This window comes from Listeria farberi (assembly GCF_014229295.1).
Taxonomy (GTDB): domain Bacteria; phylum Bacillota; class Bacilli; order Lactobacillales; family Listeriaceae; genus Listeria; species Listeria farberi.
In genome coordinates this window covers 75,189-92,831 of the sequence record NZ_JAARZL010000007.1, presented here as the reverse complement: position 1 = coordinate 92,831, position 17,643 = coordinate 75,189, and the positions used below count along the sequence as shown (strand labels likewise).

The window sequence follows — 17,643 nt, the reverse complement described above, 5'->3', positions numbered from 1 at the left end:
TGCTTTACTCAGAATCTGGTTTTTCTATTTCTTCATTTAGTGGGAAGTCGAGCACTACTTGATTGTTTGCAAGTGGTCGTTTTTTTCCAACAAGAATCATTAGCTGGAGCATCGTAAACGCAATGGAGCTTCGTTTTCTAAATGCTACAAATTTTTGTTCCCATTCTGTTACATATTTAGATTTGAAATTTCGTAAACCTTTAAATCCATAAAAACCTTGACTATAACGGTACACAAGCCCTGCCAATCGTTCACCTAGAAACGCATACTTACTTTCACCAACGTTTGCTAGTGGCGCCATGCCTGCGTTAAATATCTGAAAACCGTCTTCTTTCGCTTTTTCAAATAAATTAATGAAGAGAAAATCCATGATGCCTGATGGAGCTTCTTTTGAGTATCGCATTAAATCAATTGAAGTCATTTCATCCGTATACGACGGCATCATCGAAGCAAAACCAACCACTGTTCCATCTGCATTTTTAGCGAGAGCTATATCTGCTTGTTCTAAATAATAAGTATCAAAGAATCCTAGAGAAAAGCCCTTTTCTTCTCTGCCATCAAGCCATTCATCGGAAACAGCTCGCAAAGTTTTCCATGTGTCATTATTAAAGGGAGGCTGAATAATTTCAAAAGTGTAACCTTCGCGATCTAATTTGTTCATTAGCGCTCGTTCACCTTTTTTCTTCTTACCACTCATTGTAAAGTTTTGGACATCAACAAAACCTTCCTCGCCAAGCTTAATGAAGTCAAAACCGTGATCATGTAAATAAGGAATCATTGTACCCCGTACTTCATAAAACACAGGACGATAACCAAATCTATCTGCATTTGTCATGACTTCTTCAATGGCATCCTCCATTTTGTCCATATTTCCAGTTGGTTCTCCCATAATTACCATCTTATCAGCAATAATTCGGTAAGAAAAAAGTACTTCCCCATTGGCTGCCCAAAATAGTAATTTATCACGTAAGAACATCGTATGGCTTACTTCATTTCCACCCCATTTAGTTAAATGTTCGCGTACTTTGACCGCTTCAAATGGGGAGCCGAGTTTTTCTTTGGTAGTAGATAAGTAAATATAAATAATAACTAAACTAACAACTGCAATAAAGACGCCGACAAACCCTACTAACCATAAATGTTCAGAAGCAATACGTAGATAATCAGGGATTTCTTTGGAATGCTTGATGTTTGGTGAATTATAAATACCGATAACAATATAACCTGCTAAACATACGATAAAGATGATACTATCAATAATTACTTTACTCCATGTGTACACTAATTTTTCTCGGTAAAATTCGTTTCTAGCAAGGAATAAACATAGTAAAACAATTCCTAGGAAAATCGCTTGTTTCATCGAAAATACGCGAGCAAGTGTATTGAAAATAGCGCAACCTAATACGATTACAGTTATAATGTATGCTTTTTTAGTTTTACATTCAATACCTCTGGCAAGTCCTAGAAGCAGAAACCCAAACGCAACAATAGTAATTTGTGATGTAAACAAGAAGTTAAACGGCATGATTTTGTATAAGAACGGAACATGATAAATTGCATTTGGCACTGCGGAAGATAATATTAGTAATAGCCCCGATCCATATACGAAAAACACTAAAAATCGATGTGCCACTTTTTGTAAGAATAGTAGTGGTAAACCTTCTAAAAAATCATTCAGACGTTTTCCAGCTTTTTGAACAAAGAATAGCAAGCCGACAATAAACGGGATAATATAGTAGAAAATACGGTAAAATAGCATCCAAGCAAGCGCTAATTCTTGAGAAACACCTAACTGGCTAAGTCCAAGAATCATCACTACATCAAAAGTCCCAACGCCTCCAGGAACCATCGAAGCAATACCAATAACAGAAGCGATAACAAATAGTGGAAATACCTTGAAAATATCTACTGGTTCTCCCATTAAAACACCAATAATCGCAAAACAACCAAACGCAAAGCCCCACTCTAAAAGAGAAGCTACAATTAAAGTTAATTCTCTTTTAATTGGCAAATCTACAAACAATGATTTGCTTTTCCATTTAGTAATCGTGAATAAAATCGGAAAGTAAAGACCACCAGCTAGAAGCCATGGCCAGTAGTTAACGAAATGATCAGCAAAACCCGGAATGAGTAAAGTTGTTAATGATACTAAACAGTATATTGATAAACCTGATACTAAAAATAAGGCAATTTTAGAGATGGCAAGTAAAATTTCTTTATGAGAAGCATTCTTTCCATAAAAACTTGCCCTTAAACTTGCGCCTAACACCCCACCAAATCCGCCTATATTAGTGAATGTATTTGTAATCCAACCAGATGCAACTACATGAATTGGCGAAAACTTTCCTGGCAAAAGTTTAACAATAACATAATCATATAAAAGCATTGGTGTAACGGCAATTAAGCCTACAATAAACATAATAAAAATTTGTTCTGGGCTTTGAGAAGTAATATTTGCTTTTAATGATGGATAGTCAATTCCTGTCGCAATATTAACAATCTCAAATATAACAAATCCCATTACAAAAGTAATAAAAACTATTTTTACAATCAAACTATTTTTTTGGAACCAAGCATAGGCTTGCATTAACTTTTCTTTCATAACTAATTCTCCTTAACGAATACATTCATCTTCTTTTATTTATACGTTTTCTAACTGGTGGAGTAACATATGCAAGTAACACACCAATTAAACCGCTTAACGTGTTCAAAATAACATCATCTACATCTGTAGAGCGGTTTGGTGGAAGGGAGATGCTTTCAAATCCTGTAATCATTGTGGTCTGAGCAAATTGCAACAATTCAATCCCACAAGAAGTAAGGAAAATAACAAGTATAGTTTTTCCTGCTGTACTCGTGATTTTAAAGTAAAGTAGAAAGAAAGACAGCGGACATAATAATAAAACATTCCCGATTATTTGAATAATTGTTGGCATCGTTGGTAATGTTTGTTCGAATGTATTTTCTATTGTTGTAAAAGGGATTAAATTAATCATTTCTTTTTGAATATGAAAATCTCCTGTATAAGTGCTGTTTACAAAGTCACCAATAGAAATATAAGCCACTAGGTGTACGAGCACAAATATATATAAAATAAATACACAAAACCAGATAAAATCAATCCAATTTTTTAATTTAGCCATTTTCGTTAAAATAAGTGTCGTTAATAAAAGTATAGAACTATTAGTAATCGTATTAATTAAATCAGCATTATTCCCAAATTGTAATGCAAGTGAAACTCCATATAAGAGATATAATACTGGCAGTAACAATACAAAAAAACGGCATTTTTGGACTTGCATTCTCGTACTCCCACGCCTTCCGTTTCAAAATCAGCTTTCAGACTCTCTGAATAAGCACTTAGTATCAGTTTAGCAGATATAAATTTGAAAAGAAAGCTTGTTTATGCTTACATTTTTGCAAGCTTCTTGAAAGCTACTTAGTTCCTATTTTCTTTTTAACTGAAAAAGTGCTACAATTTCTTAATGATATTCTTGGAGGAGACTAGTATGAAAGAATTATTAGGATTATTAAAAGAAGGCAATAAATCAGCTTTAACCGCAGCACTTGTCAATACGATTGTTTCAGTTATAAAAGGCGTCACTTATTTTTTCACAGGGAATATTGCGATGTTTGCTGAAACGTTACATAGTCTTGGTGACGCAGCTAACCAGTTTTTCGTATTTATTGGTTCTGCTTTGAGTAAGAAACGGCCGACGCAACGTTTTCCTCATGGCTTTGGCCGGATGGTTAACTTAGTACTTCTTGGTGCGGTAATTGTTGTTGGCATTATGGCATTTGAGACAATTCGAGAAGGTTTCGCGCACATTATAGACCCGACAAGTTCAACTGGTTTTCTTATTAACCTTCTAGTACTTCTACTTTGTACTACCTTAGAGTTTTCCGTTCTAGTAAAGGCGATGCACGAAATTGCTCATGATGTTGGTTTGGAATCAAAAGGTCTTGGCTTATTTAAAGATAGTATTTTAAATCTTGGTAAGGCAAAAGCAGCGACTAAACTAGTATTTTTGGAGGATTCGGTTGCAACTGGTGGTGGTTTGCTTGCGATGATAGCAGTCATTATTTCTCACTACACCCCTTTTCATCAAGCAGAAGGTATTGCCTCGATGTTAATCGGCGTTATGATGTTTATTGTGGTTGGGAAAGTATTTTTAGATAATGCTGCTGGAGTTATTGGCGAGTCAGATCAAAGTATGCATTTAACAGTTGGACAATTAGTAATGAATGATCCCGATGTACGCGATATACAAGTACTTACTGTATTAAAAGAAGGTGATCTATTTCACGTTGATGTTGAGATAGAGCTTGATCCAATGCTCACACTTGCGGAAGTAGATGATATTAAAGACCGTTTAGAAGAAAATATTGGTAAACTCCGCGGAGTAGCTGATGTATTAATTTCTTTTGATGAAGACGATGCTATTCGTAACTGGGAATATGGCGACGGACGTTAAAAAAGAAAAAGCCAAGTGGGCAAATTGCGCCACTTGGCTTTTTTAGTCTAGAGGATTTATAATTGCTAGTACTTGATGATCTTCCCAAGTTCCATTTATACGCACATTTTGAACCGCTAGCCCTTCTAAATGGAATCCGGCTTTTAGTAAAACTTGCTTAGAACGCTCGTTTTTTGGCATAACACCCGCTTCAATACGATGAAGTCCAAGAATGTCAAATCCAAAATCTACTATTAACTGTACTGCCTCGGTAGCATATCCATTTCCATTATGAGCCTTATCCAAAAAATAACCGATAAATGCAGATTGTAACGATTCACGCAAAATACTAAACAAATTAATCGTGCCAATAAGTTCATCTGTATCTTTCAAGAAAATTCCATAATAATACTCTACATCACTTGCAGCAAAGTCTTCTAATCGCAAAATAAGTGCTTGTTGCTCTTCTACCGTATAAAAACGCTCATCTCGCTCCATCGAATAGCCTGCAAAAAAAGCCTTATTCGCTAAATGAAAAGCTAGTTTTTGATTCGCATCGGTTATTTGAAAAGGTCGTAAGTAAATTCGTTCCCCCGTAATTCGCATCCCTATCCCTCCCGTATTTTTCTAAATTATAAGATTGTTCTAACAGGATTGCAAGTAACTCTACTAAGCTAAATTTTTCTATTTTTTTCATTTTATAAAAAAATAAATCTTCTAATACAAATATAAGTATGTTATTATGTTGATGTTGGTTATTTTCATATTATTTTTCTAAAAAATGGAGGTTTTTTTAATGAATGTTAATGCGGAAACAGAAGACGCAACTCTCCTTCTCGATGGTTTACTTCAAAACGTGGCAATAATTCGTTTTGATACTAATAAAAAAGTAACTTATGCTAATGCACTTTTCGCGGAAGCTATGGGGTATACAGAAGAAGAAATGTTGCAATTATTGCACTCTGACTTATGCTTTCCTGACTTTGTCCAAACTGCTAGCTACAAAGCAATGTGGACTAATCTACTTGCTGGACAAAAATTTCAAAATAAAATTGAACGAAAAAACGCTCGTGGCGAACGTGTTTGGTTTGAAGCGACTTATATCCCTATTATTCGCGAAGAAATAGTAGTCGGAGTTGCAAAAATAGCAACTGATATTACGAGAAGAGAAGAAACGGTCCATGATTTTGCATCTGGTTTAAAAAGCATGGCGACAAATTTAAAAGAACATTCCAGTGTTGGAAAAACGCGTAGTGAAGCTCTCCTGGAACTAGTGAAATCAATCACGAAAGAATCCAATGAAAATACAGTTACACTTCATGATTTACAAATAGAAGCACAAAATATTCATGGTATTATCAATACAATTAATGGCATTGCTTCTCAAACAAATTTACTTGCACTGAATGCAGCCATTGAAGCCGCACGTGCTGGCGATGCTGGGCGTGGATTTAGTGTTGTAGCTGAAGAAGTTCGCAAACTTTCAAGCCGTGTAGAAGAGGCGATAAAAGAAGTTGAAAAAAGCGTCAACGGTATCACACAAGAAATTAATACGATTTCCAGTGGTACAGAACGAGTGGAAGCAAAAGTCGAGGAAAGCCAAGAAGTACTTATTTTATCTTTAGAAGATTTTAATCAAATCGAATCAGCCTCTACTGCCTTAGATCAAAATGCCGGTGCTTTCACAAAAATGATTTAACTGACTGAAAAAAGGAGCGAAGAAATCTTGAAACTTATTGGAAAACATCCTTCTGGTCGCGCCATTATTATCCGTTTGAACAACCAAGAGTACCATTATGAAACCGCAAATAGTTTTGGAAGCGCCACTTCATTAACGCGAGCAAAAACAGAAGCAAGAGCTGATAGTTTTACATCTAGTGAGATGGACCAAGGTTTACATATCGGTAATTGGCACTGGAAAGAACTTGGATGAAAGAGAATCCCACCTAACAATAGGTGGGATGTTTTTATTTATTCAAATCTTGTTCAAGTTGATTTTTAAAGTTGATTGCTACATCAAACACGGTAACAAATTGGAAATCGCTCATGTTGTAATGGACGACAAACTCGTTATCACGCCGGCGAACCATTATGGAAGAGCGGACTTTATCACCGATTGCATCGCCAGCTTGTGTTCCACTATAGAAAACCCAGTGTGTTGCTTCGATTGGATTTGCCATTTTTTCTGCAAGATCGCTTTGAATTAGCTGTTTTATCATAGCACTTAATTCAGGTTCAAACTCATTTTCGATATAACCGTACCAAATAGTTCGGTAGTACTTATTTTCAAATTCATTCGTTTCATCAAATAGTTTTTTCATAGTAGTTCCTCCTGTGTTTGCTATTTATGATACCTTTTTAAGCGTTCTTCTAATGTCCCGGCGTGTAATTCAAACAGATGATTATCATAATCATAAAAATAAACGGATCGTCCTTCGCCTTTTACTCTAGCGCGTTCTGGTTTTATTTCCATGCCGAGTGATTTAATTCGCTCGATATACTCATCCATTTCCTCCGCTTGAATTTGGAAAGCAATATGGTTGTAAGTGCGCTCTTGTAAAGATTCACCTTCCATAATGCAAATCCACAGGCCAGCAATTAGAAAAAATTTTTCTTTGGAAAGCGAAAATGTTTCATCGCCACTAGAATAGATTTCTTCTGCATCAAAAATTTCTTCTAAGAATGTGGTTGTTTTATTCAAATCTTTCACAATTAAAGTGATATGGCTTAATCCTGAAATCATGTACCACCAGTCCTTTTAGTTATCTTTTAATTGCAAAAGCACTACTGTTTCGACGTGTGCTGTTTGCGGGAACATATCGACAGGTTGCATATAGCGAATGCGGTATTTCTTCGCAAGTAAAGCCAAGTCGCGTGCTAATGTGGACGGATTACATGATACGTAAACAAGTTGTTTTGCTTCTACTTGTAACAGCGATTTAATTAAACCTTGGTCACAGCCACTTCTTGGTGGGTCAACGATGACAGCATCTGGGCGGAAACCTTCATTTACCCATTTTGGCAAAACATCTTCTGCTTTCCCTACTTCATAATAAACGTTTTCGATACCATTTTTCTCTGCGTTTCGTTTGGCATCTTCAATGGATTCTGGAATAATATCCATACCGCGGACTTCTTTTACTTTTCCGGCAAAGGCTTGACCAATTGTTCCAACGCCGCAATAAGCATCTACTAATGTTTCACTGCCTGTTAGTACGAGCGCTTTTTCGACTTCTTGGTATAATCGCTCTGTTTGGAACGGATTTAATTGGAAAAAGGCACGAGCAGATAGATCGAATTCGAGTTCCATTAATTTTTCTTCGATGCTTTCTTTTCCGGCTAATAGGAACGTTTCGTCCCCAAAAATAAGTGAGGATTTTGCTTGGTTGACGTTTTGCATAATTGAAGTGACTTCTGGAAGAGCTGCTTCGATTTCTGCAAGCATTTCACGTTTTTTAGGTAACTTTTTACTATTTGTAATGAAGACGAGTTGTGTTTCTCCAGTTTTTACGCCTGTACGGACTACGATCGTGCGTACGATTCCGCTGCCAGCTTTTTCATCATAAATCGGTACGCCATATTTTTCGAGTAAATCACGTACAAAATTGGTTACTTTGATGGTAACTGGTTGTTGGACGATGCAGTCTTCAATCGGAACAAGTTGGTGAGAATTGGCTCCGAAAAGCCCTGTTTCGACTTGACCACTGCCTACCATTCTTGTTTGGAATTGGCTTTTATTGCGGTAACGCCAAGGGTCTTCCATTCCGATTGTTGGGCGGATTTTTAATTTTGCTGGATCGATTTTTGTATGTTTTTCGATTGATTGAATAACAATATCTCGTTTTAATTCAAGTTGGGCGCTATAGGCCACATGTTGCAACTGGCAACCACCACACGCCTCGTATACTGGGCAAGGTGCGGTAACTCGGTTTGGAGATTTTTTACGAATTTTATTTAATTTTGCTTCGGTGAAACGATCGCGAACTTTGACCGCTTCGACAACTACTTCTTCACCTGTAATTGCGCCAGGTACAAATACAACTGCTTTTTTAAAGTAGCCGATTCCCTCCCCGTTGATTCCCATGCGTCTAATAGTTAGCGGGAACTTTTGGCCTTCTTCTACTGGATTTTGATTCATTATTTTCCTCCATCATTCCAAGTCTTCATTAATACTAACAAAAAAACTGCCACTTGTCAGTAGTTTATGGCATGAGTTCAAGACTTTCATCGACAATGATACTTTTTTCAACAGAACGAACCATCGAACAGTATTTTGGGGTTAATTTTAGTGCTTTTTCAAGTGGATTAGGATCTAAGTCAGCACCGGTAATTTTAAAATGAAGATGAATCGCGCTAATCCGATTTTCTTCTTCGGGAATACGTTCCATTGTCGCGTCTACCCATAAATCAGTAAAATCCACTCGTTTTTTCCTTAAAATGTTACGAAAAACAATGGCGCTACAACTGGCAATAGACATCAACATCAAATCTGCTGGTGAATAATCGGTCATTTTGTCATCAATTAAAAAACTTCCTGTGTCAAACCCATTTTCGGTATAAACTAGCTTTAATGGTTTTGTCATCATTATCCCTCATTTCTTCTCTTTTATCGTACAAAAAATCTCCTTATTAAGCAAATTAGTAGTATAATGAACAGATAGTCGACCAAAAAGGAGGCTACTCGTTTTATGGAAGGAGTAGGAAATAAAGTGATTGTTTTAGCAGGAATGATTGGCGCTGGGAAAAGTAGTTATACAGAGCTAATTGCAAATGAACTTGGAACAAAGGCATTTTATGAAAGCATTAAGGATAATCGCATCCTTGAAATGTTTTATGATGACCCAAAAAGATGGGCTTTTGCCTTACAAATATATTTTTTAAATACCCGTTTTCGCAGTATTAAAGCTGCACTAACGGATCAAAATAATGTGCTTGATCGGAGCATTTATGAGGATGCGCTTTTTACGCAAATTAATTTTGAAGAAGGCAACATTTCGGAACCTGAGATGGATACATATCTTGATTTACTCGATAATATGATGGAAGAGCTCGCATATATGCCAAAAAAAGCGCCGGATTTGTTAATTTATTTACGTGGAAGTTTGGACACCGTGTTAAGTAGAATTTCCTTACGTGGCCGTCCTTACGAGCAAACCTTTGATAATCCTGGTTTACTTGATTACTATAAGCATCTCCACAGTCGCTACGATAGCTGGTTTGCGTCTTACGATAAAAGTGATACACTCGTTATTAATATTGATGAGATTGATATTAATAAACCAAGCGACGCAAGATATGTCATGCAACTTATTCATGAAAAATTAAAACGCTAAAACTGCCCACTGCAGTTTTAGCGTTTTTTAATTGATTTCGCCTAGTTCTTTTTTCTTTTTACGGATTGCAAGTGTTGCATTCAGCTCTCCGCCAATCATTAAAATAATACCAGTTAAGTAAAACCACAACATTAAAATAATAATCACACCGATACTACCATATGTTGCGGAATAATTGCCGAAGTTATTTACGTAATACGCAAAACCAACTGAAGCTACTGTCCAGCCAATGGTTGAAAAAAGCGCTCCAGGAAGAACACTAATTAACGTACTACGCCTATTTGGCGCCACCCAATATAAAAAGGTAAAGACGACAAAAATAACAACGAGCGTAACAGTCCAACGAAGATTATTCCAAAAACTAAGAAAGTCTTCCGAGAAATTCAAATGGTTAATTAAAAACATTCCAATTTGTTGTCCAAATACGAGTAATAGCAAAGTAGCCCCCACCGTTGCAAGCATTGCTAACGTGAAAAACATCGATAATAAGCGCTGTACGACATAGTTCCGTTTATTCGTTACACCATATGCTTTATTAAGCGATTTCATCACAGCATTCATACCATTAGATGCCGACCATAAAGTCGCGATAATCCCGATAGAAAGCAATCCACCATTTTTCTGCGTTAGTAAGGTGTTTAAATTTTCTTCTAAAAAGCTCATAATCTGATCTGGTGCAAATTCTTTTATCATATTAAAAACCGAATCTTTATCAATATGAAGATAAGCGAGCAACGTGGCCGCGATTAGAAGCATTGGAAAAATCGAAAACAGCATATAATAAGCTAGCTGTGCTGCATTCCCAGAAACGTCATTTCGCCCTACTCGTGCGCTTACTGTTTGGCCCACTTGGACAATTCCGTTATGTTTGATATAATTTACTACTTTTTTCCACACTGATAAGGTCCCCCTTTTTCTAGTCATTCATCTGGAAGTTTTTCTTCTATTATGGTAAAATTTTGTCTATTAGCTTGAAAGGAGCAAAAAGATGAATCTTGAAACCCCTTCACAGGAAAACTTAGATTTTATGTTAGCAGAGATTACTACTAAACTAAAAATGGTGAATGTTGGCGTTTTTGAAAACCTCGAGCTTGACTCTGTTGATTATAACGCACTTACTGATATTTATCAGCTAATTAAACGTAAATCAAATTTTAGCCCACGCGAAATGCAATTATTTGCAGAAGAGTTGCGGAGGATTAGAAAATAAAACAAATTCCAGCCACTATTTAGTGGTTTTTTGTTTGGAAATAATGGGTTCCAAAATCCACTAAATCACACATATCATAGATTTTAGTTGGCGCTCCTATAATCGTCGTTGGGTGAAAATCACGTTCTTTCTCATATGTACGACCTAACGCGATAAACGCTTCACTGTTATAATCAATTTCCTGATACTTCTCCCAAACAATCTCACCTTGTTTCAAAAATGCAGCTTGATTTTCGATAAGCGGAAACATATTTGACCGTTCTTCTGCTAAATGAAGAGAAGTATTATTATTGTTATCCACTCCAAACAAAATTATTTTAGCTGAAAGTTGATATAACTTACCGAGCGGTGAATCATCCCCTAAGCTTTTTGCAAGAGGTTGGTGAGCTAGTATTTCTTCTTTGTCTTTTCCCCATGCGCAAAACGAATGATATGGATGAAAACTGCGCGCCACATCTGGCATAGCTCGAAAGGTTTCCGCAATTACGCCCATACCACGAGTTGGTGTTACTAATGGATCAAAGGGTGGCGTCTCTGCTCGAATTGTTTTCCACCAGCTTTCTGGAACGGGTGGATTTTCCCATTTTTCCGGGTCGCTCAATTGTCCGGTTTGCGCTGGCATGATGATATTTCCTTTAATGCCAACCGCCTCTTGAAGGGCATAAATCACCGCCACCGGTCCTCCGCAAATCCAGTGTGCTTTTGACATGGAGGCATGAAAAATAACCGTATCACCTTCTTTAATACCCGCTTTTTCCAGGTCTGACACGATTTTTTGTTTTGTTGCTGGTTTTTTCGTTCGCCAGATGGCCATTTTTTCTCCCAATTGTCCTGTCACCACCTCTAAAAATAAAGCCAGATGCCTAGAAAAAACGTTAAAGTAAAAACAGATGTAATAAACTACATGTTTTTACTCCAATTCTGTTCTAAATTCATCTGGCTCACTAATTTAATTAATCATTTTCGCCTTGATAGGTTAAAATTTCTGGACCATCTTTTGTAATGGCAAAGGTATGTTCATATTGAGCAGATAAAGAACCATCAACCGTTCTCGCAGTCCAGCCATTATCATCCATTTTGGCTTTCCACGCGCCCATATTTACCATTGGCTCGACTGTAATGACCATACCTTCTTTTAAGCGTAGTCCTTTTCCAGCATTACCGTAATGCGGAATATCTGGTTTTTCATGTAAAGTAGGTCCAACACCGTGACCAATAAACTCACGTACAACAGCAAGGTTTTCAGATTCTACATATGTTTGGATAGCATGACCAATGTCACCTACTCGAGCTCCTACCTGTGCTTGCTCGATTCCAAGATAAAGAGCTTTATGCGTTACATCCATTAAGTGTTTCACATCATCAGAAACTTCTCCTACTGCATAAGTCCATGCGGAATCAGCAAGCGCACCATGATAGTTCACGACCATATCCACTGTAATAATATCGCCTTGATTTAACTTTTGTTTGCGCGGAAAACCGTGACAAATTTCATCATTAATACTTGCACAAATGGCATATTCATAACCTTCAAAGCCTTTTTGTTCTGGAGTTGCACCATTTTTGCGTAAAAACTCATCTGTAAATACTTCTAAATCCCAGCTAGTAATACCAGGTTTAATGATTTTTTTTAGTTCTTTATGCGTATCGGCAAGGATTTTCCCTGCTGCTTTCATCTCATCGATTTCGCGTCTTGATTTGAGTGTAATCATCTTTTCATTCCCTCCTAAAATTTCCACTATTTACTATTATAGCTCGAAAACCCTTAGAAATAAAGTAATCTGGAAAAAAGGTTGCAGTTTTTCTGAAGACATTTATAATAGAATGTATCAGTTGAAAAATGGTAGACTGGCTTGTGCCATTTTAAACAATAAAAAATTCAGAAAATGGTGATGCAAAATGACAAAAGTGATGATCGTTTATGCCAGCATGACTGGTAATACACAAGAAATTGCCGACATTTTAGGTGAAGAATTAGAAAAATACGATATCGAAGTAGAAATTGAAGAATGTATTTCAGTTGATCCTGAAGATTTACTAGAATATGATGGCGCACTAATTGGTGGCTATACTTATGATGATGGTCAGCTTCCTGATGAATTCGTTGATTTTTATGAAGATATGGCGGACGTTGATTTTAGCGGCAAAGTTTGTGCTTCTTTCGGTTCTGGCGATACTTTTTATGATGAATATTGCTTAACAGTTGATTTAGTTGAAACTCGTCTGAAAGAACAAGGCGCTACAGTTCCAGTTGCTGGGCTAAAAGTAGACCTTGATCCTGACGAAGAAGATGTTGTTCGCGCAGAAAGTTATGCAAAAACTTTCGTTGAGGCATTAAAAGGATAATAAAAAAGCAAGTCCTCTTTTTCGGACTTGCTTTTTTATTTATTTAAAAATAGCAAAAACAGTAGCCTCGTGGTTGCTTTACCTCATTAATTGAGATACAATTCTCGTATTGAATAAAAAGATTGGAGTGATTAATTATGACAGTATTTAGTGAAAAATTAGAAAAGTATGCAGAATTGATTGTAAAAGTTGGTGTAAACGTCCAACCTGAACAGAAAGTAGTAATTATGGCTCCAGTTGACGCGGCTCCCCTAGTTCGCCTTATTTCCAAATATGCTTTTGAAGTAGGCGCAGAGGATGTCATTATGGATTGGCGCGATGAAGAATTAGGCGCATTACGTTACAAAAATGCTCCACTACGCGTTTTTGAAAGCGCTCCGGTTCACCGTGTTGCAGAAAAAACAGAACTTGCCAAAGAAGGCGCTTGTTTTATTTCCATCACCTCGGAAGACCCCGATTTACTAAACGGTGTGGATAGCAACAAAATCGCTACTTTCCAAAAAACAATGGGTGGCGCAATGAGCGAGTTTCGTGAGTTAATGCAAGCAAATGTCGTAAGCTGGACAGTTGTTGCAGCAGCTTCACAAGGATGGGCAGCAAAAGTATTCCCAGATTTAACACCAGTAGAACAAATGGAAACACTTTGGGAAGCTATTTTTGAAACAACTCGTATTAACACAGAAAACCCGGTAGAAACTTGGAAAAATCACGATCAAACACTTGCTGCAAAAGCAGAAAGTTTAAATGAAAAACAATTTACTTCTTTACATTATACGGCTCCTGGAACAGACCTTACAATTGGTCTTCCAAAAAACCATCTTTGGGTTGGCGCTGGTAGTAAGAATAAAAAAGGACATGAATTTATGGCCAATATGCCAACAGAAGAAGTTTTCTGTTGTGCGGATAAACTAAAAGTGGAAGGCTATGTTTCAAGTACGAAACCACTTAGTTATGCAGGAAATATTATCGATGACTTCAAAATCACTTTTGAAAAAGGTCGTATTGTTGGTGTTGAAGCTGCATCTGGCGAAGAAATTTTAAAAGATTTAATCGCAACGGATGAAGGTTCTCATTATTTAGGCGAAGTGGCTCTAGTTCCAGATCCATCCCCTATTTCCCAATCCGGCATTTTATTCTACAACACGCTATTTGACGAAAATGCATCTAACCATCTAGCAATCGGTAGTGCGTATGCGTTTAATGTTAAAGGTGGCGAAGAAATGTCTCGCGAAGAATTAGAAGCTGCTGGTGTAAACAATAGTTTGACACACGTTGACTTCATGATTGGTTCTTCTGAAATGGACATTGATGGTGTAACAGAATCTGGTGAAGTTGTTCCTGTTTTCCGTAAAGGTGATTGGGCATTCTAATCCTTTTTTAAACCTTATACCTTTTGCGTAAAACCCTTGTAGCTACTAGCTTTCAAGGGTTTTCGTTTGTTATTTTCATAGAAGAGAGCGAGGTGCATTAGATGAAATTTAGTACATGGGACATCAATTTAAAAGTAAGGCTTTTTGGGGAAGCACTACTTGATATTTCTTTTTGGATGGTGTTCCCCTTTTTAACGATTTACTTTTCCGAAAGTATTGGCCGTGAACTTACAAGCATTCTACTGATTGTTTCACAAATTTTGGCGGTTTTCACAGCATTACTTGGTGGCTATTTTGCTGATAATTTTGGTAGGAAACGGATGATGAGTATTTCTGTTATCGGAGAAGGTTTTGGTTTTCTTGTTTTTGCGATAGGTGCACTTCATGTTGTGGATTCTCCTTACTTAAGTTTTGCTGGTTTCGCGATTGCGAGTGTTTTTATGGCGTTTTATCAGCCAGCAAGTCAAGCAATGATTGCGGATGTTGTTCCACCTGAGCATCGGACGCATATTTATTCGGTGTTCTATATGATGATTAATATTGCGGTCGTTATTGGTCCGATTCTTGGTTCGGTATTATTTTATAATTTCACGACAGAAACATTACTTGCTATTGTTTGTGCGGACTTATTACTTCTCTTTTTACTGCAAAAATTTGGTCACGAAACAGCACCTCTAATAGTTAATCCAGATTTACAAAAAGCCGTTGTTCAAAAAAGCATTGGCACTGTTTTAATGGAGCAGTTGAAAAACTATAAAATTATTTTTAAAGACAGGATTTTCTTCTTGTATATTATTGCTGGAATTATTGTTTCTCAGGCGTTTATGCAACTGGATTTGCTCTTCCCACTATACATTAAAGAAGTTATCGGTGCCTCTAACTTATTCGCTTTTCATTTTACTGGTGAGCAATTATTTGGTGTTATCGTTTCTATCAATGGATTCTTTGTTGCTGCGCTTACAGTTGTTGTCACTCGCTGGATGAGCCACTTTAGGGAAAAATTTGTCTTTATGAATTCTTCTTTTCTTTATGGAATTGCGATTTTCTTATTTGGTATTTCGACCGGACCATGGGGAGCGATTTGCGCCATTATTCTCTTTAGCTTTGCAGAATTAATGACAGTTGGGTTACAACAAACGTTTGTTTCACAGTTGGCTCCGGAAGATAAACGAGCAATGTATTTTTCCGCGGCCGGTCTCCGTTATACACTCGGTAAAGTAATTGCCCCACTTGCAATTACACTTTCGACTTTAATTGGCTATACTGGAACCTTTACTATTATTGGTATTTTAGCGCTCCTTAGCGGATTGATTTATTACTATATGTATTCAGAGTTTGAAAAACAACGTAAAATTTCCTAATAAAAAACGACTAGCTATTATGGGTAGTCGTTTTTTATTGGATTACTTTTTTTACGATTTATTTACGAAACAACTAAAAAAACTGTTATATCTCGTGTTTAAATTACCTTTTCATGTCAACCATGTTTAAATAATGCTTATACGCTGAAAAAAGTCTATACTGTTAGTTGTACACCTAGAATTTACTCGCTATTTTTAATAGAAAGTTAGGTGTGAGAATGTTTGGAACAACAACTATAGGAATTGATTTAGGTACTGCAAATATTTTAGTTTACAGTAAAGAAAAAGGTATTATTTTGAATGAACCTTCTGTGGTCGCGCTAAATACAAATGATGGAACGGTACTTGCGATTGGCCAAGAAGCAAAAGAGATGATTGGTAAAACGCCCACTTCCATTTCTGCTGTAAGACCTATGAAAGATGGTGTTATTGCTGATTTTGATTTAACGAGTGGATTATTGCGCGAGATTATGCGTCGAATCTCCGTTAGTGGTGTTAAAAAACCTAATGTGGTTGTTTGTACGCCAACTGGTGCAACATCGGTTGAGCGCCGTGCTATTTCTGACGCGGTAAAATCAACTGGAGCTCGTTCGGTTGTTTTAATTGAAGAACCTGTCGCAGCTGCGATTGGTGCTGATTTACCTGTAGCTGAGCCTGTCGCGAATGTAATTGTGGACATTGGTGGCGGCACAAGCGAGGTTGCTATTATTTCGTATGGTGGTGTGGTTTCAAGCACTTCGATTCGAACTGGCGGCGACCATATGGACGAAGAAATTATTCAATACATCCGCAAGAATTACAACCTTTTAATCGGCCAAACGACGGCAGAGCGAATTAAAATGGAACTAGGTTACGCGCCAATTGAACATGTAGCTCAAACTGCTGACATTCGTGGTCGTGATTTACTTACTGGCTTACCAAAAACGATTCAAGTAAGCTCTACGGAAATCCAAAGCGCCTTAGCTGAAACGCTACAACGTATACTGGAAGCTATTCGAAATACGCTTGAACTATGCCCACCCGAGTTAAGTGGGGATATTGTCGATCGAGGTATTATTTTAAGCGGTGGTGGCTCTCTCCTTCAAGGATTCCGCGACTGGCTAGTAGAAGAAATCGATGTCCCTGTACATATGGCTCCAAGTCCGCTTGAATCCGTGGCAATTGGCACAGGGAAGTCCCTCGTTTTCGTAGATAAATTAGCTAAAAACTAATGAAAAGAAGCATTTGGATTGGCGCTTTATTCCCCAATCTAAATGCTTCTTTATCTTGCTCTTAATGTTTATTTCTGGTAAACTTATTTCTGTTGTTTATATCTCAAGTCCCTGTAGCTCAGTAGGATAGAGCAATTGCCTCCTAAGCAATAGGTCGCTGGTTCGATTCCAGTCGGGGACGTCAAAGAATAAAGCTAAAAACCTCATTTTAGGGGTTTTTAGCTTTATATATCTTTTAATATTTTGGATAGCTCATTCTTTTCTTTGTAAAATAAATGTTGATTTTGTTTGGTTAATGGATGATTTGCTAACCAAATTTCTTAAAAACTAATTTTCTTCATTTACTATAAACATTTAG

Annotated in this window: 19 protein-coding genes and 1 tRNA gene; 10 read left to right on the top strand and 10 right to left on the bottom strand. The window is 37.0% G+C overall.

Translation table 11 applies throughout. The annotated features are described in order from the left end of the window. Positions 1–4: 4 nt before the first annotated feature. Complete coding sequence (mprF, locus tag HCB38_RS14415; RefSeq protein WP_185638875.1) at positions 5–2,602, bottom strand: bifunctional lysylphosphatidylglycerol flippase/synthetase MprF; 2,598 nt, start codon at positions 2,600–2,602, stop codon at positions 5–7. Positions 2,603–2,627: 25 nt separating this feature from the next. Then, positions 2,628–3,302 (bottom strand): VanZ family protein, encoded by a 675-nt coding sequence (locus tag HCB38_RS14410; RefSeq protein WP_185320042.1) that lies wholly within the window; start codon positions 3,300–3,302, stop codon positions 2,628–2,630. A 207-nt stretch (positions 3,303–3,509) separates the two neighbouring features. On the opposite strand from HCB38_RS14410, the gene HCB38_RS14405 reads away from it, so the two are divergent. Continuing rightward, positions 3,510–4,475, top strand: a complete 966-nt coding sequence (locus HCB38_RS14405) for a cation diffusion facilitator family transporter (RefSeq protein ID WP_185608190.1) — start codon at positions 3,510–3,512, stop codon at positions 4,473–4,475. 42 nt (positions 4,476–4,517) lie between these two features. On the opposite strand, the gene HCB38_RS14400 is transcribed toward HCB38_RS14405, so the two are convergent. Next, on the bottom strand, positions 4,518–5,060 hold the full coding sequence (locus tag HCB38_RS14400) for a GNAT family N-acetyltransferase (RefSeq protein WP_185320040.1): 543 nt from the start codon (positions 5,058–5,060) through the stop codon (positions 4,518–4,520). 190 nt (positions 5,061–5,250) lie between these two features. On the opposite strand from HCB38_RS14400, the gene HCB38_RS14395 reads away from it, so the two are divergent. Then, the gene (locus HCB38_RS14395) at positions 5,251–6,153 is read left to right on the top strand and encodes a methyl-accepting chemotaxis protein (protein WP_185638873.1); all 903 of its coding nucleotides are present in this window, start codon (positions 5,251–5,253) and stop codon (positions 6,151–6,153) included. 27 nt (positions 6,154–6,180) lie between these two features. Then, a complete protein-coding gene (locus tag HCB38_RS14390) occupies positions 6,181–6,387 on the top strand; it encodes a hypothetical protein (RefSeq protein ID WP_009931772.1) in 207 nt (68 codons plus the stop codon). A gap of 34 nt (positions 6,388–6,421) precedes the next feature. On the opposite strand, the gene HCB38_RS14385 is transcribed toward HCB38_RS14390, so the two are convergent. The 4 genes from HCB38_RS14385 to HCB38_RS14370 all read right to left on the bottom strand — a co-directional run bounded on the left by HCB38_RS14385 (position 6,422) and on the right by HCB38_RS14370 (position 9,037). Next, positions 6,422–6,775: a hypothetical protein gene (locus HCB38_RS14385; RefSeq protein ID WP_185320038.1), complete on the bottom strand. Its 354-nt coding sequence runs from the start codon at positions 6,773–6,775 to the stop codon at positions 6,422–6,424. Positions 6,776–6,795: 20 nt separating this feature from the next. After that, positions 6,796–7,197, bottom strand: coding sequence for a fosfomycin resistance hydrolase FosX (fosX, locus tag HCB38_RS14380; RefSeq protein WP_185638871.1), 402 nt, complete (start codon positions 7,195–7,197; stop codon positions 6,796–6,798). A 15-nt stretch (positions 7,198–7,212) separates the two neighbouring features. Next, positions 7,213–8,592: a 23S rRNA (uracil(1939)-C(5))-methyltransferase RlmD gene (gene rlmD / locus HCB38_RS14375; RefSeq protein ID WP_185320036.1), complete on the bottom strand. Its 1,380-nt coding sequence runs from the start codon at positions 8,590–8,592 to the stop codon at positions 7,213–7,215. A gap of 64 nt (positions 8,593–8,656) precedes the next feature. Further along, a complete protein-coding gene (locus HCB38_RS14370) occupies positions 8,657–9,037 on the bottom strand; it encodes an OsmC family protein (RefSeq protein WP_185638869.1) in 381 nt (126 codons plus the stop codon). A gap of 105 nt (positions 9,038–9,142) precedes the next feature. Between HCB38_RS14370 and HCB38_RS14365 the strand changes: the two genes are divergently transcribed. Beyond that, positions 9,143–9,787 carry a deoxynucleoside kinase gene (locus HCB38_RS14365; protein ID WP_185638868.1) on the top strand — a complete coding sequence of 215 codons (645 nt, stop codon included), beginning with the start codon at positions 9,143–9,145 and terminating at the stop codon, positions 9,785–9,787. 27 nt (positions 9,788–9,814) lie between these two features. Here the strand turns inward: HCB38_RS14365 and HCB38_RS14360 are convergent, their stop codons facing one another. Then, the gene (locus HCB38_RS14360) at positions 9,815–10,684 is read right to left on the bottom strand and encodes a YihY/virulence factor BrkB family protein (RefSeq protein WP_185320034.1); all 870 of its coding nucleotides are present in this window, start codon (positions 10,682–10,684) and stop codon (positions 9,815–9,817) included. Positions 10,685–10,775: 91 nt separating this feature from the next. Between HCB38_RS14360 and HCB38_RS14355 the strand changes: the two genes are divergently transcribed. After that, positions 10,776–10,997 carry a DUF1128 domain-containing protein gene (locus HCB38_RS14355; protein WP_003768985.1) on the top strand — a complete coding sequence of 74 codons (222 nt, stop codon included), beginning with the start codon at positions 10,776–10,778 and terminating at the stop codon, positions 10,995–10,997. A 19-nt stretch (positions 10,998–11,016) separates the two neighbouring features. On the opposite strand, the gene HCB38_RS14350 is transcribed toward HCB38_RS14355, so the two are convergent. Then, positions 11,017–11,823 (bottom strand): AAC(3) family N-acetyltransferase, encoded by an 807-nt coding sequence (locus tag HCB38_RS14350; protein WP_185320033.1) that lies wholly within the window; start codon positions 11,821–11,823, stop codon positions 11,017–11,019. A 127-nt stretch (positions 11,824–11,950) separates the two neighbouring features. After that, entirely contained in the window at positions 11,951–12,709 is a 759-nt protein-coding gene (map, locus tag HCB38_RS14345) for a type I methionyl aminopeptidase (RefSeq protein WP_185320032.1), read from the bottom strand. 187 nt (positions 12,710–12,896) lie between these two features. Between map and HCB38_RS14340 the strand changes: the two genes are divergently transcribed. From HCB38_RS14340 to HCB38_RS14320, 5 genes are all read left to right on the top strand, one after another. Further along, positions 12,897–13,343 carry a flavodoxin gene (locus tag HCB38_RS14340; protein WP_003767289.1) on the top strand — a complete coding sequence of 149 codons (447 nt, stop codon included), beginning with the start codon at positions 12,897–12,899 and terminating at the stop codon, positions 13,341–13,343. A gap of 137 nt (positions 13,344–13,480) precedes the next feature. After that, positions 13,481–14,713, top strand: a complete 1,233-nt coding sequence (locus HCB38_RS14335; protein WP_185320031.1) for an aminopeptidase — start codon at positions 13,481–13,483, stop codon at positions 14,711–14,713. A gap of 101 nt (positions 14,714–14,814) precedes the next feature. Further along, positions 14,815–16,074, top strand: coding sequence for an MDR family MFS transporter (locus HCB38_RS14330; RefSeq protein WP_185320030.1), 1,260 nt, complete (start codon positions 14,815–14,817; stop codon positions 16,072–16,074). Between the two features lie 218 nt (positions 16,075–16,292). Beyond that, positions 16,293–17,285, top strand: a complete 993-nt coding sequence (gene mreBH / locus HCB38_RS14325) for a rod-share determining protein MreBH (protein WP_185320029.1) — start codon at positions 16,293–16,295, stop codon at positions 17,283–17,285. A 107-nt stretch (positions 17,286–17,392) separates the two neighbouring features. Then, a tRNA-Arg gene (locus HCB38_RS14320) sits at positions 17,393–17,466 on the top strand. Positions 17,467–17,643: the final 177 nt, after the last annotated feature.